Origin of the sequence: Streptomyces avidinii, assembly GCF_014650695.1 — a bacterium.
GTDB lineage: Bacteria > Actinomycetota > Actinomycetes > Streptomycetales > Streptomycetaceae > Streptomyces > Streptomyces avidinii.
In genome coordinates, this window is sequence record NZ_BMVL01000005.1 from 187,364 (window position 1) to 212,552 (window position 25,189).

The 25,189-nt window shown below is 70.4% G+C and carries 32 protein-coding genes and 2 pseudogenes; 14 read left to right on the forward strand and 20 right to left on the reverse strand.

From position 1 onward, the window contains the following. Positions 1-77: 77 nt before the first annotated feature. Complete coding sequence (locus IE257_RS14530; RefSeq protein ID WP_189968590.1) at positions 78-1,232, forward strand: FUSC family protein; 1,155 nt, start codon at positions 78-80, stop codon at positions 1,230-1,232. A gap of 79 nt (positions 1,233-1,311) precedes the next feature. Here IE257_RS14530 and IE257_RS14535 read toward each other — a convergent pair whose 3' ends face one another. The 5 genes from IE257_RS14535 to IE257_RS14555 form a co-directional block, all read right to left on the reverse strand. Beyond that, complete coding sequence (locus tag IE257_RS14535; RefSeq protein ID WP_189968592.1) at positions 1,312-1,671, reverse strand: hypothetical protein; 360 nt, start codon at positions 1,669-1,671, stop codon at positions 1,312-1,314. Positions 1,672-2,260: 589 nt separating this feature from the next. Then, positions 2,261-2,674, reverse strand: a complete 414-nt coding sequence (locus tag IE257_RS14540) for a hypothetical protein (protein WP_189968593.1) — start codon at positions 2,672-2,674, stop codon at positions 2,261-2,263. Beyond that, positions 2,674-3,222 (reverse strand): transposase, encoded by a 549-nt coding sequence (locus tag IE257_RS14545; RefSeq protein WP_189968595.1) that lies wholly within the window; start codon positions 3,220-3,222, stop codon positions 2,674-2,676. Before IE257_RS14545 ends, IE257_RS14540 begins: the two co-directional genes overlap by 1 nt. Positions 3,223-3,231: 9 nt before the next feature. After that, a complete protein-coding gene (locus IE257_RS14550) occupies positions 3,232-3,387 on the reverse strand; it encodes a hypothetical protein (RefSeq protein ID WP_189968597.1) in 156 nt (51 codons plus the stop codon). A gap of 216 nt (positions 3,388-3,603) precedes the next feature. Further along, a complete protein-coding gene (locus IE257_RS14555; RefSeq protein ID WP_189968599.1) occupies positions 3,604-3,954 on the reverse strand; it encodes a hypothetical protein in 351 nt (116 codons plus the stop codon). Positions 3,955-4,369: 415 nt separating this feature from the next. Between IE257_RS14555 and IE257_RS14560 the strand changes: the two genes are divergently transcribed. The 7 genes and pseudogenes from IE257_RS14560 to IE257_RS14590 form a co-directional block, all read left to right on the forward strand. Further along, complete coding sequence (locus IE257_RS14560) at positions 4,370-4,744, forward strand: hypothetical protein (RefSeq protein ID WP_189968601.1); 375 nt, start codon at positions 4,370-4,372, stop codon at positions 4,742-4,744. A gap of 189 nt (positions 4,745-4,933) precedes the next feature. Further along, on the forward strand, positions 4,934-5,293 hold the full coding sequence (locus tag IE257_RS14565) for an ArsR/SmtB family transcription factor (protein WP_189968603.1): 360 nt from the start codon (positions 4,934-4,936) through the stop codon (positions 5,291-5,293). 1,296 nt (positions 5,294-6,589) lie between these two features. After that, positions 6,590-6,766, forward strand: a complete 177-nt coding sequence (locus tag IE257_RS14570; RefSeq protein WP_189968605.1) for a hypothetical protein — start codon at positions 6,590-6,592, stop codon at positions 6,764-6,766. 19 nt (positions 6,767-6,785) lie between these two features. Then, entirely contained in the window at positions 6,786-7,250 is a 465-nt protein-coding gene (locus IE257_RS14575; RefSeq protein ID WP_189968607.1) for an ATP-binding protein, read from the forward strand. Continuing rightward, complete coding sequence (locus tag IE257_RS14580) at positions 7,247-7,450, forward strand: hypothetical protein (protein WP_189968610.1); 204 nt, start codon at positions 7,247-7,249, stop codon at positions 7,448-7,450. The genes IE257_RS14575 and IE257_RS14580 overlap by 4 nt, the downstream gene beginning before the upstream one ends. Then, a complete protein-coding gene (locus IE257_RS14585; RefSeq protein WP_189968612.1) occupies positions 7,440-7,595 on the forward strand; it encodes a DUF6126 family protein in 156 nt (51 codons plus the stop codon). The genes IE257_RS14580 and IE257_RS14585 overlap by 11 nt, the downstream gene beginning before the upstream one ends. Before the next feature lie 46 nt (positions 7,596-7,641). Beyond that, a pseudogene (locus IE257_RS14590) lies at positions 7,642-7,881 on the forward strand (SPFH domain-containing protein); the annotation flags it as partial. 98 nt (positions 7,882-7,979) lie between these two features. On the opposite strand, the gene IE257_RS14595 reads toward IE257_RS14590, so the two are convergent. From IE257_RS14595 to IE257_RS14650, 12 genes are all read right to left on the reverse strand, one after another. Further along, on the reverse strand, positions 7,980-8,315 hold the full coding sequence (locus IE257_RS14595; RefSeq protein ID WP_189968614.1) for an ArsR/SmtB family transcription factor: 336 nt from the start codon (positions 8,313-8,315) through the stop codon (positions 7,980-7,982). A gap of 178 nt (positions 8,316-8,493) precedes the next feature. After that, positions 8,494-8,715 carry an alkylphosphonate utilization protein gene (locus IE257_RS14600; RefSeq protein ID WP_189968616.1) on the reverse strand — a complete coding sequence of 74 codons (222 nt, stop codon included), beginning with the start codon at positions 8,713-8,715 and terminating at the stop codon, positions 8,494-8,496. Between the two features lie 44 nt (positions 8,716-8,759). Further along, positions 8,760-9,170, reverse strand: a complete 411-nt coding sequence (locus IE257_RS14605; protein WP_229920365.1) for an STAS domain-containing protein — start codon at positions 9,168-9,170, stop codon at positions 8,760-8,762. A gap of 16 nt (positions 9,171-9,186) precedes the next feature. Next, positions 9,187-9,591 carry an ATP-binding protein gene (locus IE257_RS14610; RefSeq protein WP_189968618.1) on the reverse strand — a complete coding sequence of 135 codons (405 nt, stop codon included), beginning with the start codon at positions 9,589-9,591 and terminating at the stop codon, positions 9,187-9,189. 17 nt (positions 9,592-9,608) lie between these two features. Continuing rightward, positions 9,609-10,031 (reverse strand): pyridoxamine 5'-phosphate oxidase family protein, encoded by a 423-nt coding sequence (locus IE257_RS14615; RefSeq protein ID WP_189968620.1) that lies wholly within the window; start codon positions 10,029-10,031, stop codon positions 9,609-9,611. Beyond that, positions 10,028-11,680 carry a SulP family inorganic anion transporter gene (locus tag IE257_RS14620; RefSeq protein ID WP_189968622.1) on the reverse strand — a complete coding sequence of 551 codons (1,653 nt, stop codon included), beginning with the start codon at positions 11,678-11,680 and terminating at the stop codon, positions 10,028-10,030. Before IE257_RS14620 ends, IE257_RS14615 begins: the two co-directional genes overlap by 4 nt. 74 nt (positions 11,681-11,754) lie before the next feature. After that, complete coding sequence (locus IE257_RS14625) at positions 11,755-12,096, reverse strand: ArsR/SmtB family transcription factor (RefSeq protein ID WP_189968623.1); 342 nt, start codon at positions 12,094-12,096, stop codon at positions 11,755-11,757. A gap of 88 nt (positions 12,097-12,184) precedes the next feature. Then, on the reverse strand, positions 12,185-12,559 hold the full coding sequence (locus IE257_RS14630) for a hypothetical protein (protein WP_189968625.1): 375 nt from the start codon (positions 12,557-12,559) through the stop codon (positions 12,185-12,187). A gap of 343 nt (positions 12,560-12,902) precedes the next feature. Next, positions 12,903-13,778 carry a glycosyltransferase family 2 protein gene (locus tag IE257_RS14635; RefSeq protein WP_189968627.1) on the reverse strand — a complete coding sequence of 292 codons (876 nt, stop codon included), beginning with the start codon at positions 13,776-13,778 and terminating at the stop codon, positions 12,903-12,905. Between the two features lie 145 nt (positions 13,779-13,923). Further along, complete coding sequence (locus tag IE257_RS14640) at positions 13,924-14,400, reverse strand: DUF5709 domain-containing protein (protein WP_189968629.1); 477 nt, start codon at positions 14,398-14,400, stop codon at positions 13,924-13,926. 318 nt (positions 14,401-14,718) lie between these two features. After that, entirely contained in the window at positions 14,719-14,970 is a 252-nt protein-coding gene (locus IE257_RS14645; RefSeq protein WP_189968631.1) for a hypothetical protein, read from the reverse strand. A 138-nt stretch (positions 14,971-15,108) separates the two neighbouring features. Further along, positions 15,109-15,675 carry a hemerythrin domain-containing protein gene (locus IE257_RS14650; RefSeq protein WP_189968634.1) on the reverse strand — a complete coding sequence of 189 codons (567 nt, stop codon included), beginning with the start codon at positions 15,673-15,675 and terminating at the stop codon, positions 15,109-15,111. 1,233 nt (positions 15,676-16,908) lie between these two features. Between IE257_RS14650 and panD the strand changes: the two genes are divergently transcribed. From panD to IE257_RS14665, 3 genes are read left to right on the forward strand one after another with little or no spacing between them, the layout of a single operon-like run. After that, on the forward strand, positions 16,909-17,328 hold the full coding sequence (gene panD, locus IE257_RS14655) for an aspartate 1-decarboxylase (protein ID WP_189968636.1): 420 nt from the start codon (positions 16,909-16,911) through the stop codon (positions 17,326-17,328). 15 nt (positions 17,329-17,343) lie between these two features. Further along, on the forward strand, positions 17,344-17,685 hold the full coding sequence (locus IE257_RS14660; RefSeq protein WP_189968638.1) for a GNAT family N-acetyltransferase: 342 nt from the start codon (positions 17,344-17,346) through the stop codon (positions 17,683-17,685). Then, positions 17,682-18,317 carry an aspartate/glutamate racemase family protein gene (locus IE257_RS14665; protein WP_189968640.1) on the forward strand — a complete coding sequence of 212 codons (636 nt, stop codon included), beginning with the start codon at positions 17,682-17,684 and terminating at the stop codon, positions 18,315-18,317. The genes IE257_RS14660 and IE257_RS14665 overlap by 4 nt, the downstream gene beginning before the upstream one ends. A gap of 244 nt (positions 18,318-18,561) precedes the next feature. On the opposite strand, the gene gnd is transcribed toward IE257_RS14665, so the two are convergent. Next, positions 18,562-20,004 carry an NADP-dependent phosphogluconate dehydrogenase gene (gnd, locus tag IE257_RS14670; protein WP_189968642.1) on the reverse strand — a complete coding sequence of 481 codons (1,443 nt, stop codon included), beginning with the start codon at positions 20,002-20,004 and terminating at the stop codon, positions 18,562-18,564. A gap of 196 nt (positions 20,005-20,200) precedes the next feature. Here gnd and IE257_RS14675 point away from each other — a divergent pair, with 196 nt between their 5' ends. Continuing rightward, a complete protein-coding gene (locus IE257_RS14675; protein WP_189968644.1) occupies positions 20,201-21,496 on the forward strand; it encodes a transglycosylase family protein in 1,296 nt (431 codons plus the stop codon). 24 nt (positions 21,497-21,520) lie between these two features. On the opposite strand, the pseudogene IE257_RS14680 reads toward IE257_RS14675, so the two are convergent. After that, positions 21,521-22,333: pseudogene (locus tag IE257_RS14680) on the reverse strand (DMT family transporter); the annotation flags it as partial. A 290-nt stretch (positions 22,334-22,623) separates the two neighbouring features. Between IE257_RS14680 and IE257_RS14685 the strand changes: the two are divergent. Further along, entirely contained in the window at positions 22,624-24,111 is a 1,488-nt protein-coding gene (locus IE257_RS14685) for an SDR family NAD(P)-dependent oxidoreductase (RefSeq protein ID WP_189968645.1), read from the forward strand. A 19-nt stretch (positions 24,112-24,130) separates the two neighbouring features. On the opposite strand, the gene IE257_RS14690 is transcribed toward IE257_RS14685, so the two are convergent. Further along, the gene (locus tag IE257_RS14690; RefSeq protein WP_189968647.1) at positions 24,131-24,685 is read right to left on the reverse strand and encodes a metal-dependent phosphohydrolase; all 555 of its coding nucleotides are present in this window, start codon (positions 24,683-24,685) and stop codon (positions 24,131-24,133) included. Between the two features lie 310 nt (positions 24,686-24,995). Here IE257_RS14690 and IE257_RS14695 point away from each other — a divergent pair, with 310 nt between their 5' ends. Beyond that, entirely contained in the window at positions 24,996-25,169 is a 174-nt protein-coding gene (locus IE257_RS14695; RefSeq protein WP_189969287.1) for a hypothetical protein, read from the forward strand. Positions 25,170-25,189 lie beyond the last annotated feature (20 nt).

Consider the following 25,189-nt stretch of genomic DNA (forward strand, 5'->3'; position numbering starts at 1 on the left):
TCTGACCATCCGGTCACGCGTGCCCCCGGTGTTTGTTGCCGGTCGACGGGGAACACGGGCTTGCGAGGTGATCGACTATGCCGAGACGGGGCAAAGCATGCGATCGGGTGTGGGCGGCCGTTACCGGGAGAATCGAGTACGTACGGCGTGCGGCTCGTGGCTCTGGAAGTGAGCGGGACGATCTGACCCTGGTCGCCAAATCGGTGGTCGCGGCGATGGCCGCGTGGGTGATCGCCCGCTATCTGCTGCCGCCGACCGTTTCCACGTTCGCACCGTTCACCGCGCTGGTCGCCCTGCAGGCCACGGTGTATCGCTCGGTGCGCGACTGCGTCCAGTACCTGGTGGCGATGGCCGCGGGAGCCGCACTCGCAGCCTCCCTGGCCGCGGCGGTGGGGATCCACGGGTGGACATTCGGGCTCCTCACTCTGATCGCGCTCTGCCTGGGAAGGATCGAACGGTTCGGCCGGCAGGGCACCCAGATCGCCATTATCGGCTTCTTCGCGTTCTCCTCCGGGCAGGGACGCATCGACTACATCGGCTACCTGGCCGCCTCAGTGACCGTCGGCGCGCTGTGCGGCCTCAGCGCCCACCTTGTCCTCGCACCGGCCCGTCACGTCCACCACCGGCAGCAGGCCGTCGCGGACCTGTACGCGGCGATGAGCCGACGCCTCGACGACCTGGCCGAGATCCTCGAGGGAAACGACTCCGACACTGAATGCGTCCGGCACTGGCGCCGCGACTGGCGCAAGCTCGCCGCCGAATGCGAACGCATCCAAGACGCCATCGATACGGAGATCGAAAACAGCCGCCTCCACCCCCGCCACGGCATCACCAGCGCCGACACGGCGCTGTCCCGCGCCCGCGGCGCCGCCACCGTCGCCGAACGCACCATGGACCACCTCCGGTCCCTGACCCGCACCCTGGACTATGCCCTGGACAGCGGAGAGATCCAGAACCTTCCCCCATGCTTCCGGACTGCCTCCAGCTCGCTGCTGCGAAGAGCGGCCACCACGATGCAGGAGATCGGCCAGACTTCCCGCACCGATTCCGGACACCTGGACGTCCTGATCGACGACGCCACGGCAGAGCTCGACCGCGTCGAGCAGCAGGAGCGAGCGGCTGCCGAAGCCACACCGACAGTGCACACCCTCCAGGGAACCCTCCTCACGGACATCGGCCGCCTTTTGGCCGAACTCCGTTCGGGCCACAAAGCCCTTACCCAGACACCCTGACCGAAGGCGTAAGCCTGAGGGCGCCCTTCTCGCGCCATGACACGAACTCGACCGCCTCGCGCAGGTGCAGCACCCGTGCTCAGCGACCGGCGGCCGGTGCGTGGCGGACCGGCCACGCCGGCTTCGGGAGCCCGGGCGCGCGGCGCCTGTGGGCTTCGAAGGCGAGCCAGGCGGCTCCTGAGGCGACCGTAGTGAGGAACGGGAGCGCCCAAGCGGCCAGTTGCCAGACGGCCGCGACGTCCAGGGTGCTCACCAGCGCCGCCGCCGGAGCGGCGGCAAGGGTCAGCAGCAGCGTGATCCTGGCCCAGAGCGGCAGCCTGCGGCTCACCGCGGCGGTCGCGAGGCCCAGGCCCACGCTCGCCGTGAGGATCACGGCCAGAGCCACAAGGGCGACGGCGACGGCGACCATCAGGGCGAGGAGTAGCAGGATCAGGCCCATGTCGCGCCCACCTCCGGTCTCGTAGCGACCCGTCGCGAGGGCAGGCGGATCCGACTCCGCTGCTCCGGCAGGTTTACCGGAAGCCATACTGTCAGAGGCATTGAACACGTTCAACACTGCCCTCCGTGTCACCCGTAAACCTGGTGGCGGCGGCGGGGTCCGGCGGCGGGGGCGTGGCGCGATCCCAGGATGCAGTACCGGTAGGCCACCGAGGCCGACGGCGTGGTCGGCTGCGTCTGCATCTCGGCCCCGGACTCCTACCTCGGACACCAGGGGGCGAGTAGCTGGCGGGTAGCTGCCCGGCTCCTCCGTGCGTCGACGTTCACCCCTGGCACGGGTTGCCCTCGCTGCCGACCTGCGAAAGCGCTCTGGCGAGCGAGTGCCGGATCCGCGGATGGCTCAACAGCCAGAAGGACAATGATCAACCTGGTTCCCTGCCGCAGCAGGGGAGGTGGGTTGTGTCGAGGTCTTCACGCTCTGCGCGCGCGGTCTCTCGCCATCACCTCGACTGTGCCGAACGCGGCCGTAACCGCCTCGACAGTTTCGACAGCACCTCGGCCTTAGTGGAGCGGAGTCGCGCGGTGCTGGGCTACGAGTACACCTGCCACCAGCGGTCCGCCTCAGCACGAGCCACTTCGGCGTCGTACTGGCTCGCGTCGAAGTGGAGCTCAGGCGGCGGGTAGGGCATGGCGCTGTGGCCCACTTCCCACGGAACTTTCCAGTCCGACCACTGCACGATCTCCCCGAAGCGCTGCACGGCCACGGTCAGGAAGCCGCAGCATCCACCGGTGCACTCCGGTTCCCCCAGCTCCAGGCGGCGCGCCTCACCGGTCGCCTGGAGAGGGCTGGGCCGGCCGGACGGCAGCGCAACGGCCGCGTAAGGTCCTCGGCCGCCTTCGCCGACGGCGTCTTCGACCACATCCTCACCATTGACCCAGAACCGCAATTGGGCAGGAAACCGTGGCCCCGGCGGCAACACCCTGATCTCTAGACGATCGAACATCAGACCACCCTACGGGGACGTGCTGACGCCGGCGCGCCGCCCGACCGACGTCGACCTCCACTTGCCGACGGAAGGGTCCACAAGGTGCCTCCCGTTCTCGGGTTCTGTGCCCGGCCGAACATGTGACGTTTGAGCATCTTGATTCGGTTGACGTGCCCTTCGACGACGCCTGAGCTCCAGGGCAGGGTGAGGCCGGCGATGACCGCATCGCGGTCACGATCGATACCCGCGGCGAGTGTGTGGAGGCTGGGGAGGTCGTCTCGCCGGACCGCATCGAGCCACTGTGGCAGCCGTTCGCCCTGGCGCTCGCTGAGCATCTGGCCGAAGGAGCGGACGTGGCCGGTGAGGGCGTCCAGTTCAGGGCAGTGGACCAGAACCGCTTTGAGCCGAAGGTGCTCCGTCTCATTGAGGGTCTCCGGCCGGCGAAGGATCCATCCGGCGACGACGCGGGGTGACGGTGGCCGAGCTGTGACGGGGCCCGGCGAGAGCCGCTTCTCCCGGAATTGGGAGCGAACCCGCTGGTAGCTGCCCTGATGGCCGAGCGGCACGATCTCCTCTCACACCGTCCAGGCGTTCGTGCAGCCCTGGTTCCAGCGGTCATCCAGGTAGGGCCTGAAGGCGTCGAGCTTGGACGGCCGGCCCTGCCACTGCCCGTGGAATAGGTCCTCCGGGGTGGCTGCATCGGCCAAGAGTTTGACGGTCCGGGAGGTCATCCGAAGTCCTCGTGGCGGCCGACCGGTCGGTGCTCTTCTTCGGCTCCGCGCTCGACCTCGGCGCCGCCCTGATCGACTTCCGGGCCGGCAGGCGCACACCCGTGGAGTGGTTCCGGTAGCGGGAGACGTGCGGGGGCGGCTGCTGAGAGCCGCGCTCAGGTCGGGTAGCCGATCGACGCGATGGTGTCACCGAGCTGCGCAGTGTCACGGCGGGGTTCAGGGCAGCCACCGCATCCGGCGTGAGAGGCCACAGCTGGTACACATCGACTGTTCCAGGTCCACCGGCCTGCCGTAGTAACTCCGGGCCCATGCCGGGTAGTTCTCCAGCGTTCCCTCGACCAGGCGGCGAAAAAGCCAGTCGGATCCGTCCGGAACGGAACGGCCGCCGTCGAGATCGACCTCTCCTGTCCGCCACTGCTCGTCAGCGGTCTCCCGCCACAGGCACACGGTGATGTGCGGGACCTTCTCCAGCCGAAAGGCCGGATCCTCGACGCATGACCGGAACACCTCCGGGACTGTGTCGACCACACCGGGCCACGGCGCCCCGTCGCCCGCGTACGGGCTCATCGTCGACTCGTGGTCGAACCGCGGATGTACGCTCCGCCGAGGGTCGACCGCGACCGCCTACCGAAGGTCCAGGAGTTCGATCTGCAGGAGCGCCAGGCGTCTGCCCACCGCGTGTGCTCGGACTCCCCGAGGACGGGGGGTGCGTGTGCGCCGACATCCTGCGGTCCACGGTCCGAGCGGCCGTCCACTCGTGTGCCTGCCGCCGGGCGCGGGCGTCCCTGCGCCTCAGTCACCGTGCTCTGTGCCTTGCAGCCCTCACTTCGAAGGGCTGAATCTTAGAGGGCGGCGGATCGATTCCGGAGGGGATTCCCGATGCTCCCGCACTCCTGGCGGCGGGTGGGTAGCGTCTGCGGTCATCACTCGGCCGGAGCATGAAGGCGGCCGGGGTCGTCGAGAACAGAGGGAGCGAGCACTAATGCTGACTGTTGAGACGTCTCTGAAGGAGGCGATGACCTCGATCGAGGGGAGCGTGGCGGCCGCACTGGTCGACTACACGAGTGGCATGGCGCTGGGAACGCTGGGTGGGGGCAAGGACCTCGATCTGACGGTGGCGGCGGCGGGGAACACCGACGTGATCCGGGCGAAGGTCCGCACGATGGAGATGCTGGGCCTCAAGGACGACATCGAGGATGTGCTGATCACCCTCGGCAGCCAGTACCACCTCCTCCGGCTGATCAGGGGCCGCGGGGGCAACGGCCTGTTCCTGTACATCGTGCTGGACAAGGGCCGGGCTAACCTCGCGATGGCCCGGCACCAGCTCAGGCGTATCGAGGCGGAACTGGAGCTGTAAGGGCATCCTGTTTCCCGGCTCTCGTATGCCCAGAAGTTGAAAGAATCTTCAACTCGGCACATTTGAATGTGACCAGCCAAGGGCAGGCCGGAGCCGGGAGGCGGGAGGATGGCGGGAGCAGCGGATCGAAGATCCGGCAGTTTGGGCCGACGGGCCTCGGAACGGTCGAACCCGGGTGGGAGTGTTGTCGTGCAGGTACCGCTGTACCAGGCCAAGGCGGAGTTCTTCCGCATGCTCGGACACCCCGTCCGGATTCGAGTACTGGAACTGCTCCAGAACGGCCCTGTACCTGTACGCGCACTCCTGAACGAGATCGAGATCGAACCGTCCAACCTCTCCCAGCAGCTCGCAGTACTGCGCCGCTCCGGCATTGTGGTCTCCATTCGTGAAGGCTCCACCGTCAGCTACGCTCTCGCCGGCGGCGACGTGGCAGAACTCCTGCGCGCCGCACGGCGCATCCTCACCTCACTGATAGCCGGACAGAGCGAGCTGCTCGCCGAACTCCGGCACACCGACGCCTCCGTGCAAACGGGTCCGCCCGCACTGTGACGGTCCGGCCCGCAAGGATCCGCCTCTGGGTTTGCCTGGGTGCTCTTGTGTCCGGAGCCCCGGCGGCCCCGCGTTCGGCATCACCGAGGCGCGGCTCGGGCTCGGCGGCGTCCTGCACACCTGACCAGGCCCCAAGTAGCCGCGCCGGAGCCGGCCACCCCGCAGGAGGCGAAGCTGGCTCAAGGCTCGTACGCGTACTGCCCGGCGGGTCGGCTCTCCAAGTCACCGCGTCACCAGGGGGATGGTCAGGGCCGGGCGTGAACTGCACCCCAGGCCCGGCATCCAAGTAGGGCAAGGGGGCACGCCATCAGCGAAGGGGGACCGGGCTCACCGACGCAATGTGGAGAGCTGGGGTGACGGAATTCTTGCTTGCGGAGCCCGGCCACTGGCTTGGTGATGCGGGCCACCGGGTGCGTCTACCGCTTGGCCGCGGAGGGCGAGGGCGGCGAGGTCTTCCTTCGTCCGGTCGACGTAGCCCTTCTCCTCGACCATGTCGATCATGTTGATCCTCCCGCATGCCCCGTCAGCAGCCCCCGCTGGTCGGGGCATCTTTCATGCGGAGGGGTGCTTGGGGAGTGCCTGGCAGAGCACCGGGACTGCGAAGCCTCGTACCCGACCGCACTGGTTGTTGGACCCTTCCGGGTGTGCGCGCGTGCGCGGGCGGGGCAGGGTCGCGGACGGTGTCCAGCCGGTCTGTCGGCGAGGACGTGCGGTCCGGCGGAGATCCGGGGCGGGGCAGAGTCGGATCGAGGCGACGGTGAGGCTGCCGAGACGTAGCCGCGCTCGTCGAACCTCGTGGCCACGGCCCGGGAGTGATAAGCAAGGCCAGGGGACGGCGTCCGCCCTCACCGCGAGGTGGATCTTGCAGGTCAGGTTGCCCCGGGAGCGTTCGAGTCCCTTGTCGGACGGTGCTGCCGGGAGCATGCGTCTTTTCCGGCACTCGTGGCAGTTTCCTACCAGCGCCGGCGGGGCGGAACACACCGCGGCCGTCAGCAGCGCCGACAAGGCCGACTTCGTGAGAGGGCTGGGCGCCGACGAGGTTGTCCCGTACAAGCTGCCGACTGGGCGCCCCCTGCGACGTCATTTTCGACGGCGTGGGCGGTGAACCAGCTGTGCGGGTTCGGCCGCGCCCCTGGTGCGGGGACCAGTGGGAGAGGGGTGCCCTGCGCCTGCGGGGCTGCTGCCGGAGGAGCGGGTCCACCGGCTTCGCCGTGAGGCTCTCGGCAAGCCGCACCGGCTAGACTTGCAGAGATATGCAATTTACTAGTTCTGGATTCGGTGGACGGGGGTCGCAGCGTGGCCGGGTTCGAGGAAGCGGCGCTGGAACGGGTCCGCATGGCGCGGTCTCGGCTCCAGGCTGCACAGGCGGCTGACGATGCCTTCGAGGAGGCGCAGGCCGCGGAGGAGCTGGAGGACGCGCTGCGCGTGGCCAACGATCACGGCGTGGCCGCCGGCGACGAAGGCAGCCGGTGAACCGGACGGTGCCAGCGGCGTGTCCGAGGCGTCCGTGATGGCCCGGCACCCCAGCGGGCAGCCGGCCGTCCAGGTGCGCGAGCACACCTGGACGGTACCGCTGGTTCCGGGCTCGGTTCGAGCTGCACGCGAGCGCACCGAGCGCTCCCTGGTCCGCTTCGGCCCGGAGAGTACCTCCGCTCTGTTCGGGGCAGTGCTGCTCGTGGTCAGCGAGCTCGTGACCAACGCTGTCCGCCACGCCCAGCGCTCCCCGGACGCCGAGGTCACTCTCCACATGAGCGACCACATGCTCGCGGTCGCCGTCGCGGACCTGGACCCGCGCCCTGTCACGCCGGCCGACGCTGCCCGGACTCCGGGGCAGGGGTTGCGCACGGTTGCCGACCTGGCTCGTACCTTCGGCGGAGACGTCCGGATCGAGCCCGCCTTCGGTGGCCTCGGCAAGACGGTCGTCGTCCGCTTCGTCCTGCCGGAAGGGACACCGTGACCAGCAGCGACCAAGGGGCCGGGCGCCTGTATGAGATCACCTATCTCGGCACCGGCCCTGACCCGGCTGTCCGTACGGTCGAGGCCGGGGAGGTCGCGGCCGTCGTCGAGCACGCCGACGAGCACGGCATGCAGGTCCTGGTCCGCCCCTACACCCGCCCGCACGATCAATCCGAGACAGAGGCACGCCATGACGGATGACACCTCCGCCGAGTCGGCGGCGGCTCACGAGAAGTGGAAGGAGAAGGGCGTCGCAATGCGTGCCTTCTTCTACATCTTCGGCACGCATGTATTCGCCGGATTCATCTGGCTGCTGTTCTACCTGGGCCAACACGCCCAGAAGTGAGCCCCCCGCGCCACGAGAGCGCCGCGGGCCCCCACACGCATGCAACAGCGATCTCGACGAGCTGCTCTCCAACCGGGAGAAGCTGAATCAGGGCCTGGAACTGATGATGGACAGCCCGGCCGTCGAGTGGGGCCTGACCATCGACCGGGTGGAGATCAAGGACGTCTCCCTCCCGGAGGCAATGAAGCGGTCGGTGGCGCGGCAGGCCGAGGCCGACCGTGAACGCGGTGCCAGGATCATCAACGCCGATGCCGAACTCCAGGCGTCCGAGAAGCAGGGCGCGGCCGTCTCCCGGGGTCAGAAGCGCGTTGAACCCGCACTGAGGGAGGACGGCCGCCGTATGTGGGGCGCGGGCCGGGTGCGGTCGCGCCGTGATGTGCCGGCTTAGGTGTGGCGGCCGGCTCGGAGGTCCGCCAGGATTTCGGCCTGGCCCTCCAGGACGTCGGAGAGGATGCCGCGGGCGACCCGCATGAGCTCGGCGATCTCGGGGTGGGTGAGTGTGTAGTACACGTTCGAGCCCTCCCGGCGGGTGACCACCAGGTTGGCCTTGCGTAGGACGGCCAGCTGCTGGGAGAGACTCGCGGCCTCCACCCCGACCTCCGGCAGCATCTCGGCTACCGCGTGCTCGCGTACGGACAGGAGCTCCAGGACGCGGATGCGCACGGGGTGTCCCAGAGTCTTGAAGAACTCCGCCTTCAGCTGGTACAGCGGTGTGCGCACTTGGGTACCCCTGCTGTGACTGCCCATGTCATCCACCCGGAACCGTTTCGTTCGTAGGGGCTCCGCTCGCCCCTCTTCGCACCTTGTGACCTCCACAATTGCAGATCCCTGCAACTCGCGGGACCCGGCGGGGCACCTTTGTGACGTTCGGACCCCAAGAGCGTGGGTCCTTCGCCGGTCAGGCCTTCTTGAGGAACTCGGTCTTCAGGACCAGACCCTTGACCTTCTTGGTGTTGCACTCGACCTCGCCCGGCCGGGAGGTGAGGCGGATGTTCTTGACCAGGGTGCCGCGCTTGAGGGTCTCGGAGGTGCCCTTGACCTTCAGGTCCTTGATCAAGCTGACCGAGTCCCCGTCCTCCAGGGCGGTGCCGTTGGAGTCCTTGAAGACGATGTCGCTCATGGTGCAGGTGTCCTTCGTCGTTCTCGTGGACGGTGGTGCCGGTCTCAGGTGTGGGCGGGTTCCTCAGGGGACTGCGGCGTGAGCCAGCCACCGGTGGTCCACTGCTTGACCGCGCCGTGGGCGCCGTGGGCAGCCAGGGCGGCGGCGAGGTCGCAGTGGACCGGGACGGGCGGACAAGTCGCGTCGGGGACGAGCGAGCCGTCCGCGGGTATCGCGGCGAGCTCGAGTTGGCGCCCGCTCTCGCCGAGGCGACGGGCGGCCTGCGCCACCGCGATCTGCCCGCCGGCCGACCAGCCCAACAGCCCGGTCAGGTCGAGGATGACTGGTCCGGCACCCCGCGCGAGCGCCCAGCCGATCGCGCCGGCGAACCGGTCGGTCGCGTCCGCACCGAGATACCCGGCCAGGGACAGCACCCCCAGGTCCAGACGGGTCGTGTAGCGCCATTCGATCGTCATTGTCAGCTCCTCGGTTTCACAGGGGAAAGGTGATCCAGATGGCCTTGCCACGACCGTCCGCATCCGCCCGTACGACAGCGGTGCCGCCGAGCTCCATCGCCATTTCCACCACCATGGCCAGGCCGCTGCCCGGGGCGGTGGCGAGCGCCCCGAACAGGGCGGGCTGGTAGGGGTGGCGGTCGTGGACGGCGAAGGCGAACGCCTCCGGCCCGTGGGCGTAGGTCACGGTGATCATCGGGGAGGACGCGGCGGCGTGGCGGACGGCGTTGGTGACCAGCTCGGCCACGATCAGCAGGGCCGGCCCGACGCTCGGATGGCGAAGGCCCACCCCGCACTCGACGAGGACGAGCTCGGTGGTCTCCCGGGCGATGCGGACGGCCGAGCCCATGGCCGGCACGTCCAGCACGTGCCGGTAGGGCATCGCCGGGGCTTGGACCCTCACTGGCCCGCCCCCGTTACTGTGCGGGCCAGACGGAACCCGGACACCGAATGCGGGTGCAGGCGCAGCAAGGTGTCGTGGGGGCCGTGGGTCCAGCCGGGCAGGGTGCGCCGGTAGTGGGCGGCCTCGTCCGGGTTGGCGATGACGTCGGCCGGGCCGTGGGCGCTGACGGTCCAGCCAGTACCGGCTGGGCTGTGGATCTCATCCACCTGATAGGTCAGCAGCGCCCTGCCGGGGATGGCGGCGGCCTGCACGGGGGCCCGGACGACGAGGCGTCCGTACTCCATCACGTGTGCGGCGGGGCGGACGATGGCCACCTCCCGCTGGATGTAGACGAGTCGGCCCTGGGCGGGGCCTTCGAGGAGCCACAGGGACTCAGTGCCGGAGACCTCGATCATGCGGAGGTCGGCGGGGACGTTCATCGTGCAGCCTTCCGAATACGGTGCGGTCGGTGCTTGAGCGGTAGCAGACCCGCCTGCTCCAGGTGCTTGCGGGCTCCGGCGATCGCCTCCGGGGTGGTTGTGTACTCGCGGCCCTCCAGACGCAGCAGCTCCAGGGCTCCCACGGCGTCCAGGGCCTGGCGCTGGCCGGGCCGGATACCGGAGGTCATCACTGCGATGCCACGCCGGTTCAGCTTCTCGACGGCGTCCTTCAGGACGAGGGCGCCGGTGGCGTCCAGGGTGGTCACTCTCGCCATGCGCAGGATGACCACCTTCACGTCGGCGACCTCGGAGAGTTCCAGGAGGAAGCGGTGGGCGCCGGCGAAGAAGAGGGGGCCGTCGATGCGGTAGGCCACGATGTGCTCCGCCAGCAGGGCGTGTTCTTCGTCGCTGTGCTCGCCGGGTACATCCGGGCGAAAGTCGACCTGCTCCATCCGGGCCTGACTCGCCACCGCCTTCAACGCGAGTGCGCCAGCGACGACGAGGCCGATGATCACCGCGTACACGAGGTCGAGAACCAGGGTGGCAGCGGCGGTCAGGACGAGGACGACCGCATCCGAGCGGGTCGCCTTCGCCATCGCACGCAGCGAGCCGACCTCCACCATGCGGATCGCCGTCGCCAGCAGCACCCCTGCGAGCGCCGCGAGGGGGATCTTCGAGACCAGCGGGGCGGCGGCGAACACGATCACCGCCAGCACTGCGGCGTGGGTGAGCGCGGCCAGCCGGGAGGAGGCTCCCGTACGGACGTTGACTGCAGTGCGGGCAATCGCGGCGGTGGCCGGGACGCCGCCGAACATCGGGGCCACCAGGTTGGCGATGCCCTGTCCGAACAGCTCCTTGTCCGGGTCGTGTTGCTGCCCCACCGTCATCCCGTCCGCCACGGTCGCCGACAGCAGGGACTCCAGCGCGGCGAGCGCCGCGACCGCGACCGCCGGAGCCAGCAGCGAGCCGAACGCGGAGACGTCGAGGAAGGCGAGGGAGGGCGCGGGCAGCCCGGGAGGCAGGTCGCCGATCGGGGCTGCAGCGTTGAGGTGGAAGAGCTGGGCCATCACGGTTGTGGCGATGACCGCGGCGATCGAGAACGGGACCGTCGGCTTCCACCGGGCACCGGCCAGCATCACCGCCGCCACACCCACGGACAGGCCGATCGCCGTCCAGTTCGGGAAGGCAACGAACTCCACAACGGCCCGCCCTGCCACGAGCAGGACCTTCTCGCCCTCCGGCTTGTCGACCCCGAGCGCATTGGGTATCTGCTGGAGGCCAATCACGCACGCGATCCCCAGGGTGAAGCCCTCCACGACCGGCGCCGGCACGTACCGCATGTACTGCCCGGCCCGCAGCAGGGCGAGGCCGACCAGGAGGACACCGGCCATCAAGGCCACGGTGAGGACGCCGCCGGGTCCGTACTGCGCGACGATCGGCACCAGGACCACGGTCATCGCCCCGGTCGGACCGGACACCTGGAGATTCGAACCGCCGAACAAGGCGGCGAGCGCACCTGCGACCACGGCGGTGGCCAGCCCCGCCTCCGCGCCCAGGCCCGAGGAGACCCCGAATCCGAGGGCGAGGGGAAGGGCGACGATGGCCACGGTGAGGCCGGCCAGCAGGTTCCGGCGGGGGCTTCTGGCCATGACCGCGTAGTCGGCCCTTGCGGGCAGGACTGAGCGGACCCGGCCCAGCACTGCCGTCAGCGCAGTATCCACGGTCACGGGGCCGGGGCCTCGGACTCGCGCAGTTCCTCCAGCAGCACGCTCTGCCCCGTCAGGACCTGGGACAGGATCCGCCGCGCCGCCAGCATCAGCTGGGCGACGTCCCCGCCCGCCAGCTCGTAGACGACCGTCGCGCCGTTACGGGTCGAGGTGACGATCCCGGAGCGGCGCAGGACCGCGAGCTGCTGGGACAGGGCGGACGGCTCGACCTCGATCGCGCACAGCAGGTCCCGTACCGGCATCGGACCGTCCTGCAGCAGCTCCAGGACCCTTATGCGCACCGGGTGTCCGAGCATCCTGAAGAACTCGGCCTTGGCCTGGTACAGCGGAACCGGCACGGTCTCGCACCCTTCTTCACCACCCCGAGCGGGGCAACACGCCTGGTCCTGTGCCCGCGGCTACCTACGGACACAGCCATCACAGCATCTATGAAATTGCATATTTCTGCAATTCAAAGATGCTGCTACCCGGCTTCGGTCGCGACTGCATGGTTGCCCCCCGGAGATCGGGCCGGGCTGCACAGCCCTCACCCTGGTCCTGGTCCCCGCCGGCGATGACCTGTCCGCACGGGAACGCACGCCCCGCCATGGTGCCCTCGACCTTCAGCTCGGTTTCCTCACCGAGGGCCACGGGATCCGGGTCGGTGTCCTCTGCGGACAGCAGGCGCATGACGTCGCCCTGTAGATCCGCCGCGTTCTTGGCCGTCTCGGCCGGCAAACGCTCCAGCGGCATCAGGTGGCTCGCCGAGAGCAGACCGGCCAGCATGCGCTGCCCCCGAGTGTCGCGGTCCTGGTCGTTCACAGCAGCACTCCCGCTTTCGGCCCGAGCCGACACGTGGCAGATTCTGTGGCGGTACGTCGTAGCGCAGACGGGCGAGGCGGACGCTGAGTGCAGGTGGACCGCGTCCACGACGTGCTCACGGGCCGGCGCAAGGAAGGCTGATCGGCGACTGCCGAGGGCTTGGGCGACGGCGACCGTGTCGGATCCCGCCACGTTGTGCCGTATCGCCGGGGCGGCCGGTCCGGACCGACGTATTCCGCCGAGCTCGCTCGCGGACCGCAGTCATCACTATCGGCCGGTTACGAATCTTCCGGCGGAAGAAGAGGCGCACCCCTACCGGCCCGTGGGTCACGCCGATCACCGCTCAAGCCCGCACTTCGTCCGCGTCCAGGAGGCGGGCCGCCGCCTCGACGGTCGGGGGCAGTGGACGCCGGGAGCGCAGCGCCGCCGGAAGCCGCTTGAGCATTCCCAGCAGCGCCTGGCGGGCTTCCGGGTCGCGCGGGGCCTCGGCCGCGAGTCGGCGGGTGTGCTCCACCGCGACGCCCACCGGGCGGCGCAGCCAGGCGGTGAGGGCGGCGTTGCGGCGCTGGACCGCGGCCCGGCCGGGTCTCACCCCACCGATCGGCCGGTGCACGGCCACCACGTCCGGAACGTGGCACACGCCCCATCCGTACGCGGTCAGGTCGTATGCGAGCAGGGTCTCCTCGCCTCCGAGGAACAGGATGGGGTGGTAGCCGCCGGCTTGGCGGTAGGCGTCCCGTCGCGCGACGGCAGCGCAGGCGAGGAATCCGAGCACCTGTGGCCCGGGCAGATCGACGGCGTGGACGAGCGGGGAGGCGGCGAGCAGGCCGTTCAGTGGATCGGGGTCGCCATCGGGACCAACGCGGATGGAGGCGGCGAGCAGTCCGAGGCGCGCATGCCGGTCCAGCAGGTCCGCCGCGCGCGCCAGGGATCCCGCCTCCCACCAGGAATCGTCGTCGCTGAACGCCACGTACGGCGTACGGGCGTGGCGTACACCCAGATTCCGGCCCGGAGCGCCGAGGTTGCGGCCGGGCGCCAGAACGGTGACCTCCGGCCGTAGCCGCGCGACGGCTTCCGGGGTCCCGTCGGTCGACGCGTTGTCGACGACGATCACAGGGGGCCGCTCGGGAAGCGTTGCCAGCCGGTCGAGGGTGTGCAGCAGCTGGTCGCGGCGGTTGTGGGTGATGACGACAACGGTGGTGCGGGGATCGGGGTTCACGGCCGGGCCACCTCGAGTGGGGTCGACGGGATGATGCGCGAGGCCCACGGGAGGCCCGGTCGGGTCGGTCACGGGGCTCCGTGGGGTCCGTACGGAGAAATGCCGGTCAGGGCGGTCAGGCGCCGGGGATCGGAGCGGCCGCCGGTCAGATGGCCGAGTCCGGTTCCTCGCCCTCGACGATGTGCATGGCGGCCTCCTCTGCGCTCTCCGCGCCCCCGTCGGTGCCCTCGTCCCAGGCGATCAGCTCCTTGGTGGTGTCGGTACGGGCGCCCTCGTCCGGTGCCCTCAGTCGCCCGGCGCGGTCCGTCCCCACCTCGGTGTCGATCAGTTCTCCCTGCCCGCCGGGCAGGTCTCCCAGACCGTCCCCTTCGGGCTCCGCCACGTCCGGGACCTCCTGGGACAGCCTTTCGTCCAGGGTTTCGCCGGCATTCTGCTCCTCCGCCGTCGTGCCGTATTTGGTGACGCCCAACGGCTTCTCGGGAGGGGAGTAGCCCTCGTCCAACATGTCGTCGTAGGTGCGCTCGTCCACGGCGTTCTGGAGGTCCAAGGGCGCCGCGTCCTCCTGCTCCTCATTGGTGCCTGTCGGTTGGTAGGCGTCGTCCGCCATCTGGTTCTCACTCATCAGGCGTTCCTTTCGCCATGACTGTCGGACGCCCGGGGGAGGGGCTGCGGGGATCGCGCGCCGAGGTGCGTGATCGCGGTGTCCAGCGGCGACGCCAAGGCGTGGAGGTCCGCTCGGTCGGTGGGCCGGACGGCAGCGTCGCGGCCAGATCAGGGCCGGAGACGTTTCGTCGGCCCCGGAGTACGCCTCGCCTCCGATGCCAGCCGGTCCGACGGGACGTCCTCCGTACAGCCCTGCAACACCACGAGCGAGTGGTTCTCGCCCGCTTGATCGAGGAGGGCGCGGACCTGTGCGCGTGTGACTGCCGCGGCCTCCCTCTCACCGGCTCCCGGAGCCGGAGTCGGTTTCCGAGTCGTTCTCGGCCTCTTCCTCGGATGCGGCTTCCACACCGGCCAGGGGCTCCCCGCTGCCGGTGCCGGCCTGGTGGTGACCCTCCCGGGCGCTTGCCGTACCGGGCACGGTGCGCTCCCGCGCCTGGCTCTCCGAGCCGGAGTGGGCTCCCGGTTCCTCGCTGTTCCGGGCGCGCTCGTACGCGTTCTGCCGCTCGGCGTCCGGTGTGTGCTCGGTCATCTCGCTGCCCTCCTGTCTCGATGACTTCCGGGGGCGGCTGCCCGCGAAAGGGCAGGCGAAACAGCCGTGGGCGCCGGGGTAGGCGGCGGCTCTCCCGCAGGTGCCGACGGTCCGGCGAAGGGGGAGGCGCCGGCCCGCTCAGGAAGGTTCTTTGCCCCGTCCGCTCATCGCGTCGCGGAGTCGGTCGACGAGCCCGACCCCCGGGGCCAGGAGCTTGTTGGCCGGCGGCGTGTCCGGGGCGGACGGGTGCGGACGCGTGGGCGCCGTCTTCTTGGCCTGGCGCACCTTGTCACCGAGGTTCTCCAAAATTTCCTTGGAACACGCCTCCTTGAGACGAGGGAACAGATTGTTCTCTTCGTCGTTCACGTGGCTGCGGATCTGCGTCATCAGCTTCGTGATGAGTTCGTCGAACCGGGGGTGATCGGCGTCGCATCCCTCGAGTTCCTTCATGATGCGTTCCGCCGCGGCGTGATCTTCCAGTTCCTTGTCGGCGATGCCGTCGCCGTTCGGAACGTGCTTTCGCACGGCGGGATACAGGTACGCCTCTTCGGCTACCGAATGCCGGACGAGTTCCATGGTGGCCTGGTCGGCGTACATCTTCCTGCGAGCGTCACCGGAGGGGGTCTCCTCGATGTTCGCGAAAAGTTCCTCGACCTCCTCGTGGTCGGTCATCAATTCCGCGATCACGTCACCGCCGTGTCCCATGGGGAGCGCCTTTCTCTGCGAGGGTGTGCTGGCCACCCCAGTGAATCGCGCGACGAGCACAGAGCGCGGTTCCGCTCCACTCAGCGTGTCGGGCGCTTGCTCTTTGTGGCCTCCCCCGGGATCGGGCGGTCGGCCACGTCCGCGACCTGTTCACGGCAGGACGCACAGGGCCGATCTGCGAGTGCCGAGCGCATTGGAGACGGTGAGCCGGGCAGACGCAGCTCATACCGCCCCGCCAGGGGGCGGCTGCTCGGGCCACGAATGGACCTCATCGGAGTTGTCATGGACCACTCTCATGCACCAGTACTGGAGGCTCGGGAGGACTTCCGGCGCCGAGGCGACATCGCGTATGGCCCGCCGGTCACGAGCAGGGGCGCGGCGTGGACCCCAGAGTTGCCGACGTTGTGGGACCCCGACGTTTTCCGGGCGGACGTGCTGACACTCAACGGGCTGGACGACCGGCGGCAGTCGGAGGGCGTACTGAGCCAGGCCCAGGATCCGACGGCAGACGCCGTGGGTGCGGAGAAGGCGTTCTTCTCGACGCGGAAGCCCGCAAAAAGCTGCTGCTGTCGCGCATCGCGCACAAGCCCGTGATCGCGGCGGTGGTGGTGAGCGACGTGGAGCCGATCCGGGTGCACGTTGCTGATCACGCCCACCGATCGAGGCACGTGCGCCGAGCGCCCCTTCCGAAGACCGCCTTCTGCACGTCGTCGGGATGTTCGCCAGAGAGGCGGGGTCTTCGGCGCTTGGCGGGATATCCGGCGCCCTTGAGGGCCTTCTGCAGGCCTATGGGGCTGGGCTTCGCCATGATGGTCTCCTTGCTCCGATCGTTATTTCTTGCGCCCCGGTTCCCGCTTTTTGCCGCTGCCCCTGAATCCGCTTCCGATTCACGGCCAGGGGTCACATTCCCGGGGGCTGCCCAACACGACTACACGGACGCTCCGGCCCAGGGGGGAGCGGGTCGTCCTGTGCCCCCCATGCCTCTGACGGGCCATCAGGTAGGTCGGCATATGATCAGCATCAGTCCCCAAGCGTCCAAAGTGGCTGACCGATTGGACGCCTGGTTGGCGGCGTCACGAGAGCCTGGTTCGCATGCAAGTGCAGGCAAGGAGCCTTCTCGTCAGTGGGGTTCGATGTTCCTAATACTCTTCGATCTGACGCGTGCCGATGTACAGTGCAGAACGCCCTTGACCTGCAGAAAGCTGGCAGGGAGCCGTCTTCTAGGAGTTCACAATGCTGCGCACCATGTTCAAGTCCAAGATCCACCGGGCCACCGTCACCCAGGCCGACCTGCACTACGTCGGCTCCGTGACCGTCGACGCCGATCTGCTGGACGCGGCCGACCTGCTGCCCGGGGAGCTCGTCCACATCGTGGACATCACCAACGGGGCGCGGCTGGAGACCTACGTCATCGAGGGGGAGCGCGGGTCCGGGGTCATCGGGATCAACGGCGCCGCCGCGCACCTGGTGCACCCCGGGGACCTGGTCATCCTCATCAGCTATGCGCAGGTCGAGGACGCCGAGGCGCGGGTGCTCAAGCCCCGCGTCGTGCACGTGGACGGTGACAACCGGATCGTCGAGCTGGGTGCGGACGCCTCCGCCCCGGTACCGGGTACGGATCAGCAGCGCAGCCCGCACGCCGTGGCCGTCTGAGGGGAGCAGGGGATCATGTCGATCGAGTACGGGGACGACCGTGAAGCGGGACGGCTGCTCGCCGTCGAGGACGGGGCGGTGGTCGGCCACATCGCGTACTTCGTGCTCGCCGAAGCGCCGCACGCCCTGGTCGCGGTGCACACCGTCGTCGAGCAGGGCCACGAGGGCCGCGGCATCGCGGGCGGGCTGGTGAAGACCTTCTACGGGATCGCCGCCGCCGAAGGGGTGCCCGTGGTGCCGCTCTGCCCGTACGCGGCGAGCTGGGCCGCCAAGCATCCCGACGAGGCGCCCGAGCCGGCCGCCGAGGTCGTGCTGGCGGCCAAGGTGCAGTTGGCCTCGGACACCCGCCTCGGGTGACCGACCTGCTGCTGCTGCACACCTCACCCGTGCACGTCCCGGTCTTCGACGCCCTGCGCGACCGGAACCATCCGGGGGCCGTGCTGCGGCACCTGGTCGCGCCGGAGCTGCTGGAGCGGGCCCGCACGGAAGGGCCGGAGTCGGTGGCTCCGGCCCTGCGGGGGCTGCTCGCCGAAGCAGGCGCCGGGGCAGGCGCTGTGCTGGTGACGTGTTCCACCATCGGGGCGACCGCGGAGTCCCTGGCTCCAGCGCTCGGCGTCCCGGTGCTGCGGGTGGACCGGCCGATGGCGGCCGCCGCAGTGCGCGCGGGCGCGCGGATCGCCGTACTGGCCGCCGTGGAATCGACGCTCTCCCCCACCGGGGAGCTGCTGGTCGAGGAGGCCGGTGAGCGGCCCGTGTCCATCCGTACGCACCTGGTCGCCGGGGCCTGGGAGCGCTTCGAGGCGGGTGACACGGCCGGGTACCTCGCCCGCGTGGCCGAGGTCGCCGGCTCCGTCACCGAAGCGGACGTCATCGTGCTGGCCCAGGCCTCTATGGCCGGAGCCGCGGACCTGGTCACGGGCACGGTCCCGGTCCTCTCCAGCCCGGCTCCGGGCCTGGCCGCGGGCCTGGCGATGCGTTCGGCCCCGTAGGGCAGGCATACCCGCCGCAATCGCGGGAAAGTGGGCCCTATGGTGCGAAAGCAAGACGCAGAAGAGACGCAGCCGCCCGTCCCGGGCCCCGACCCCGTCCCGGATCCCAGCCCGTTCCCCGACCCCGAGCCCATGCCGCGGCCCGTGCCGCCCGTGCCCGGCCCGGTGCCCGAGCCGGACCCGATCCCGCCGCCGCCGGGGCCCGCGCCGATCCCCCAGCCCGGGCCCCTGAGCCGACCCGACCCTACGAGCTGACTTCGGAGCGGTCGCCGCTCCAGAGGGTGTGGAACGAGCCCTCGCGGTCGGTCCGCCGGTAGGTGTGCGCCCCGAAGAAGTCCCGCTGCCCCTGGGTGAGGGCCGCGGGGAGCCGTTCCGCGCGCAGCGCGTCGTAGTAGGCCAGTGAGGCCGAGAACGCCGGGACCGGGACGCCCTGGCGCACCGCCTCCACCAGGACGGACCGCCAGCCCTCCTGATCCGCCGCGATCTCCTCGGCGAACCGCTCGTCCGCCAGCAGGCTCGGCAGCTCGGGCCGGGCGTCGTAGGCCGCCCGGATCCGGTCAAGGAACGCGGCCCGGATGATGCAGCCGCCCCGCCACAACGAGGCCACCGCGCCCAGGTCCACGTTCCAGCCGTACTCCTCGCTGCCGGCCCGGATCTGGTGGAAGCCCTGGGTGTACGAGACGATCTTCGACGCGTACAGCGCCTGCTCCACCTGCGCGGCGAAGGCCTCCGCCGCCTCCGGCGCGAGCGCGGCGGCCGTCGGCCCCGCGAGCCCGCGCGCGGCCTTGCGCAGGTCCGCGTGGCCGGAGACGGCGCGGGCGAAGACCGCCTCGGCGATCCCCGACACCGGTACACCGAGGTCGAGGGCGATCTGCACGGTCCAGCGGCCGGTGCCCTTCTGCTCGGCGGCGTCGGCCACGATGTCGACGAACGCCTGCCCGGTCTCGGCGTCCGTGTGCGCCAGCACCTCCGCCGTGATCTCGATCAGGTACGAGTCCAGGCGCCCGCGGTTCCACTCCCGGAAGGTCTCCGCGATCTTCGCGGGGGAGTAGCCCGCGACCTCGCGCAGCAGGTGGTAGGCCTCGGCGATGAGCTGCATGTCGGCGTACTCGATGCCGTTGTGCACCATCTTGACGAAGTGTCCGGCGCCGTCGGGACCGATGTGCGAGGTGCACGGCGTCCCGTCGGCGGCCTTCGCCGCGATCTTCTCCAACAGCGGGCCGAGGGAGGCGTACGACTCCGTCGAGCCGCCCGGCATGATGCTGGGGCCGAGCAGCGCGCCCTCCTCGCCCCCGGAGATGCCCACCCCCACGAAGTGAATGCCCTGCTCGCGCAGTTCCCGCTCCCGGCGCCGGGTGTCCTCGAAGTGCGCGTTGCCGCCGTCGATGATGACGTCGCCCTCCTCCAGGAGCGGGGCGAACTCGCGGATCACGGCATCGGTCGGCTCGCCGGCCTTCACCATGATGACGATGCGGCGGGGGCGCTCCAGCGCGTCGACGAACTCCTTCGCCGACTCGGCCGTCACGAAGGTGCCCTCGTGCCCGAATTCCTCCACCAACGCCGTGGTCTTGGTGGCGGTGCGGTTGTGGACGGCCACGGTGAATCCGTTGCGGGCGAAGTTGCGTGCGAGGTTGCTGCCCATCACCGCGAGTCCGGTGACGCCGATCTGGGCTGTGCTGGTGCTCATCGTTGCGCTCCTGCGTGCTTCGGTGTGCCTTCGGTGGGCGGGGAGCACCGACGCTACCCCGACCCGGACCGGAACGGATCTCCTGGCCGTCGAGACACGGTCAAGTTCCCTTGGCATGCGCCCCGTTGCGCCTCTTGTCATGCCCTGATCGCGACGTTAAGTTGTGCGGTTCCTGATGTCTTCGATGGGGGCTCCCATGGGTGTACGGGGCCGGCACCGCCGGTATCAGCCGAGCAGCATCAACCGGGCCTCGCTGGCCGTCACCGCCGGCGGCGCAGGAATCGCGCTCCCGCTCATGGGCGCCGGCGTCGCCCACGCGGCCTCCGTCGACACCTGGAACAAGGTCGCGGCCTGCGAGTCGACGAACAACTGGCGCATCAACACCGGCAACGGCTACTACGGCGGCCTCCAGTTCAGCCAGAGCACCTGGCGGGCCTTCGGCGGCACCGCCTACGCCCCGCGCGCCGACCTGGCCACCAAGGACCAGCAGATAGCGGTGGCGGAGAAGGTGCTCGGGGGGCAGGGGCCCGGCGCCTGGCCCCAGTGCGGGAAGCAGGCCGGGCTCACGCGCAGCGGACCGGCGCCGGCCGTCACCCCGCAGGCCCCGGCCCCGTCCCGGCCCACGGCGCAGGCCCGGCCCGAGGCCCAGGCCCAGCCCCAGACCCAGCGTCAGGTGCAGGTACCGGCGCAGGGGACCGGGCCCCGGCCGACGGGCACCTCCGTCCTGCCGAACCCGTACGTCGTGGCGCCGGGCGACTCGCTCTCCGCGATCGCCACCGACCAGCGCGTCGAGGGCGGCTGGCAGGCGCTGTACGAGACCAACCGATCCACCGTCGGGGACAACCCGAACCTGATCTTCCCGGGCCAGCGGCTCACCCTGCGCGTCACCACGGCGCCGGCCACACCGCCGCCGCCCCGCCAGGACCCGGAGAAGCCGCCGCGCACCGCCGACCCGGTGAAGCCCGTGGAGCCGGCCGCAGAGAAGCCCGCCGAGAAGCCCGCACCGAAACCGGTCGAGAAGCCTGCACCGAAGCCGGCCGAGAAGCCCGCGTCGCAGCCCGCCTCAGCGCAGCAGAAGCCGGATGCGGGCGGCTTCTCCGCCCCCGTCGACGCCGCTCTCGGCACCGCCTACCGCGTCTCGGGATCCTCCTGGTCCAGCGGCTACCACACGGGCGTCGACTTCCCGGTGGCGACCGGTACCACCGTCAAGTCGGTCGGACCCGGCCAGATCGTCTCCGCCGGCTGGGCCGGGGCGTACGGCTACCAGGTCGTCATCCGGCACACCGACGGCCGGTACTCCCAGTACGCGCACCTCTCCGCCCTCGGGGTCAAGGCCGGCCAGCAGGTCTCCGGCGGCCAGCGCATCGGCCGCTCCGGCTCGACCGGCAACACCACCGGCCCGCACCTGCACTTCGAGATGCGCACGGGACCCGGCTACGGCTCCGACATCGACCCGCTGAAGTACCTCCGCAGCAACGGGGTCCGCATCTGACCCGCGCACGTGCGAGGGCACGACGGTGAGCAGGACAAGGCCGGCCGCCGCGAGGGCGGCGCTGGCCACGGCCGCCGTCGCGCCCGCGGTCCCGTACCGGAAGCCCTCGTCGAACAGCGTGATGCCGACCGTCGCCGCCACCACCGGGTTGACCACCGTCACGGTGGCCAGCGGCGCGGTCAGCCCCGCGCCGCGGTAGGCCGCCTGCGACAGCAGCAGCCCGCCGGCCGCCAGGACCGCGATCGCCGCGAGATCGGGCCGCAGGCCGGGCAGTGCGCCCGGCCCGAAAGCCTCGGCCACCGACTTGGTGAACACCGAGGCCATGCCGAAGGCCGTACCGGCGGCCGCGGCCAGCAGCACGCTGTGCACCACCGCGCGGCGCATCCGGTGCGCCGCAAGGAACAGCACCAGCACCACCCCTGCGGTCACCACGAGCAGCACGCCGCGCTCGGCGCCCGCCAGCGCCTGCTGCGCCCGTCCGCTCCCCCCGGTCAGCGCGAGCAGCCCGGCCAGGCCGACCGTGGCCAGCACCGCCCCGCGCCAGGCGGCCGCGCCCGCCCGGCGCCGTACGAACACGGCGGCCATCGGCAGGGCGAAGACGATGGTGAGCGCGCCGAGCGGCTGCACCAGGCTCAGCGGTCCGTACGCGAGGGCCACCACGTGCAGCAGCGCGCCGAGGCCGTTCAGCCCCACCGCCACCCACCAGACACCCCGGCGCAGCGGCGCGTACCGGCGGTCCGGCGTGCTCGCCGCGACCCGTTCCTGGACGATCGCGCCGCCCGCGTACGCCAAGGCGGACACGAGGCACAGCAGGACCGACAGCGCCAGTGCACTCATAAGGTCCACAATGCCCGACCCATCTGCGCTATTCCTCCGTCCACAGGTGGTGATCAGTCATACTCCCGGCGTAGTACGGGAGTACGCAGCGTGGCTCTGGCGGCAGCGGAAAGCGACCTCTACGGTGCCCCGGAGTCACCGCGGCACCGCGTACGGTGACGCTCCGCGTGCGGTGGGTGAGGGTGCCGGGATCGGGTTTGGCTCCGGGCGCGCGCGATCCGTACAGTTGCCCTTTTGAGGACTTCCGCAGCAGGCGGATGCGGACGAGTGATCAAGGAACGGCAGCGGCAATGACGGTGACCGAAGACAGCCAGGACTACGGGCACGCCTACGGGCCCGGTATCGACCCCGACCGGCTGGCACTCTGCCTCAGCGTGCTCGACGAGCTGGACAAGCTCGATGTCGACCACCCCGACGCGATCACCGTACGCCGTGCCACCGCCGGCCTCTACCGCACGGTCAAGCAGCGCCGCCGCCAGGAGCGCCGCGCCGCCAAGACCGCCAACGACAAGGCCGTCACCGAGGCCACCGCCACCGGCTCCGCCGAGCGCATCGACGACGAGACCGAGGGCATCCTGCCCTCCTCGGTCACGGAGGCCGGCCGGATCGCCGGGATACTCCAGCGCCCGCGCTCCTGCTACGTCTGCAAGACGCGGTACGTCGAGGTCGACTACTTCTACCACCAGCTCTGCCAGCCGTGCGCCGTCGAGAACCGGACCAGGCGGGAGGCCCGGGCCGACCTGACCGGCAAGCGCGCGCTGCTCACCGGCGGCCGGGCCAAGATCGGCATGTACATCGCACTGCGGCTGCTCCGCGACGGCGCCCACACCACGATCACCACGCGCTTCCCCAAGGACGCCATCCGCCGCTTCAAGGCGATGGAGGACTCCGCGGACTGGATGCACCGCCTGGAGGTCGTCGGCATCGACCTGCGCGACCCGGCCCAGGCCGTGGCCCTCGCGGACCAGGTTGCCGGGTCCGGTCCCCTCGACATCCTGATCAACAACGCGACGCAGACCGTGCGCCGCCTGCCCAGCGCCTACGCGGCGCTCGTCGAGGGCGAGGGCGCCCCGCTCCCCGCCGGCGAGCTTCCCGCGCACCACGTCATCGGCGCCTTCAACTCCGGCGCGGTCGACGGCCTGGCGGCGCTGCCGGTCGGAGTGAGCGGGCTTGAGGCGCAGAAGGTCGCCGACCTCGCCCTGGTCGCGGGCAACGCCAGCCTGGAGCGGCACCTCGCCGGCACCGCCATCGACGCGGGCGGCCTGCTGCCCGATGTCGTCGAGAGCAACACCTGGGTGCAGACCATCGACCAGATCTCCCCGGTGGAGCTGCTCGAGACCCAGCTGTGCAACTACACGTCGCCGTTCATCCTGATCAGCGCACTGCGGCCGGCCATGGCGGAGGCCGCCCGGAAGGCGGCCAACGGGCGGGCGTACATCGTCAACGTATCGGCGATGGAGGGCGTCTTCGGCCGCGGCTACAAGGGCGCGGGGCATCCGAACACCAATGCCGCCAAGGCCGCGATGAACATGGTGACGCGGACCAGCGGCCAGGAGATGTTCCAGACCGACCGCATCCTGATGACCTCGGTCGACACCGGCTGGATCACCGACGAGCGCCCGCACTTCGACAAGCTGCGCCTCGCCGAGGAGGGCTTCCACGCCCCGCTCGACCTCGTCGACGGCGCCGCCCGGGTCTACGACCCGATCGTCCGCGGCGAGGCCGGCGAGGACCTGTTCGGCGTCTTCCTCAAGGACTACGCCCCGGCGAACTGGTAGCCCCGGAGCCGCCTGCCCTTCAGGGGCGGCCCCTGACCGGCCTCCTCGACCCCCTCGGCGCACCGAGGGGGTCGAGTGCGTTCCGGGCGGGCCCGCCCCGGCGGGCCCCCGCGGCGACCAGGTCCAGCAGCGGCCGCCAGTCCTCCAGCACGCCCGCGTCCAGGTCCGCCGCGGCGGCCGAGTCCCGGGCGTGGCGCAGGGTGGCCACCGCCTCGGAGTCGGCCTCGGCCGCGGCGTCCGCGTCTGTGTCTGCGTCGGGTTCGGCGTCGTGGCGCGCGCCGGGCGCGCCCTCCTCGCCGTGGGCGCCCTCTTCGCCCGGGGCGCCCGACAGCCGTACCAGCCGGGCCACCCGCCGGCCCAGCAGGGGGCGGATCGCCTCCGCCGCCACTCCGACGGTAACCGTCCCGTCACTCAGACGGAGCAGCCGCCCGATGTCGTGGAGCAAGCCCGCGAGCTGCAGTTCCTTGTCGAAGGGGTGCGAGCGCCGCAGCAGGGCCGCGGTCCGCAGACCCTGGTCGTCGGGACCGCCGTGCAGGAGCTCCATCAGCTCCAGCACGCTTGCGACGTACGGCACTTGAGCTTCGGGCACCCCGGACTTCGCCACCGCCGACCCCCTCCGTCACGCCCTGCGCGTCCGGGGTCGAGCAGATCACCCGTCACGTACCCGCAGCCCCACGACTTGCTGAACTAGGGGCGAAAGTAAGAGGGCGCAGCGGATTTTGCCTTCCGATAGAGCGGAGGTCCGCTCATATGTGTACTCTGGGGCATCAAGACGGCCCCCATCCGGGCCGCGCTCCACTAAGGCGCCACCGCGTCCGGAAACCCTTTATCCCTTGCCCGGCTCGCGGTCGCTTGCCGGGTTGCGCGACGCAAAGGAGTGCGCGGTGACTGAGAAGACCAAGCCCGAACCGACGGTCATGGAGCGGACGGCAACCCGGGCGAAGCCCCGGACCGACGAACTCGGAAGTCTTGAGGTCTGGGCCCGATCCGCCCCGATCCGGCTGGCCGGCTACGAGGACGACCTGGCGGAAGCGCACATCCTGCCCGGCATCGACTAGCCCGCAGAGCGGTACCCGGC

What these genes read in the sequence shown, in the direction of transcription:
- IE257_RS14535 (WP_189968592.1), bottom strand. Translation starts at nt 1,671, where the DNA reads ATGGGCCTGATCCTGCTACTCCTCGCCCTGATGGTCGCCGTCGCCGTC.
- IE257_RS14530 (WP_189968590.1), top strand. Translation starts at nt 78, where the DNA reads ATGCCGAGACGGGGCAAAGCATGCGATCGGGTGTGGGCGGCCGTTACC.
- IE257_RS14650 (WP_189968634.1), bottom strand. Translation starts at nt 15,675, where the DNA reads ATGGGACACGGCGGTGACGTGATCGCGGAATTGATGACCGACCACGAG.
- IE257_RS14605 (WP_229920365.1), bottom strand. Translation starts at nt 9,170, where the DNA reads ATGACGATCGAATGGCGCTACACGACCCGTCTGGACCTGGGGGTGCTG.
- IE257_RS14640 (WP_189968629.1), bottom strand. Translation starts at nt 14,400, where the DNA reads ATGAGTGAGAACCAGATGGCGGACGACGCCTACCAACCGACAGGCACC.
- IE257_RS14560 (WP_189968601.1), top strand. Translation starts at nt 4,370, where the DNA reads ATGCTGACTGTTGAGACGTCTCTGAAGGAGGCGATGACCTCGATCGAG.
- IE257_RS14675 (WP_189968644.1), top strand. Translation starts at nt 20,201, where the DNA reads ATGGGTGTACGGGGCCGGCACCGCCGGTATCAGCCGAGCAGCATCAAC.
- IE257_RS14685 (WP_189968645.1), top strand. Translation starts at nt 22,624, where the DNA reads ATGACGGTGACCGAAGACAGCCAGGACTACGGGCACGCCTACGGGCCC.
- panD (WP_189968636.1), top strand. Translation starts at nt 16,909, where the DNA reads ATGCTGCGCACCATGTTCAAGTCCAAGATCCACCGGGCCACCGTCACC.
- IE257_RS14540 (WP_189968593.1), bottom strand. Translation starts at nt 2,674, where the DNA reads ATGTTCGATCGTCTAGAGATCAGGGTGTTGCCGCCGGGGCCACGGTTT.
- IE257_RS14620 (WP_189968622.1), bottom strand. Translation starts at nt 11,680, where the DNA reads ATGGCCAGAAGCCCCCGCCGGAACCTGCTGGCCGGCCTCACCGTGGCC.
- IE257_RS14550 (WP_189968597.1), bottom strand. Translation starts at nt 3,387, where the DNA reads ATGACCTCCCGGACCGTCAAACTCTTGGCCGATGCAGCCACCCCGGAG.
- IE257_RS14555 (WP_189968599.1), bottom strand. Translation starts at nt 3,954, where the DNA reads ATGAGCCCGTACGCGGGCGACGGGGCGCCGTGGCCCGGTGTGGTCGAC.
- IE257_RS14645 (WP_189968631.1), bottom strand. Translation starts at nt 14,970, where the DNA reads ATGACCGAGCACACACCGGACGCCGAGCGGCAGAACGCGTACGAGCGC.
- IE257_RS14600 (WP_189968616.1), bottom strand. Translation starts at nt 8,715, where the DNA reads ATGAGCGACATCGTCTTCAAGGACTCCAACGGCACCGCCCTGGAGGAC.
- IE257_RS14615 (WP_189968620.1), bottom strand. Translation starts at nt 10,031, where the DNA reads ATGAACGTCCCCGCCGACCTCCGCATGATCGAGGTCTCCGGCACTGAG.
- IE257_RS14660 (WP_189968638.1), top strand. Translation starts at nt 17,344, where the DNA reads ATGTCGATCGAGTACGGGGACGACCGTGAAGCGGGACGGCTGCTCGCC.
- gnd (WP_189968642.1), bottom strand. Translation starts at nt 20,004, where the DNA reads ATGAGCACCAGCACAGCCCAGATCGGCGTCACCGGACTCGCGGTGATG.
- IE257_RS14585 (WP_189968612.1), top strand. Translation starts at nt 7,440, where the DNA reads ATGACGGATGACACCTCCGCCGAGTCGGCGGCGGCTCACGAGAAGTGG.
- IE257_RS14610 (WP_189968618.1), bottom strand. Translation starts at nt 9,591, where the DNA reads ATGCCCTACCGGCACGTGCTGGACGTGCCGGCCATGGGCTCGGCCGTC.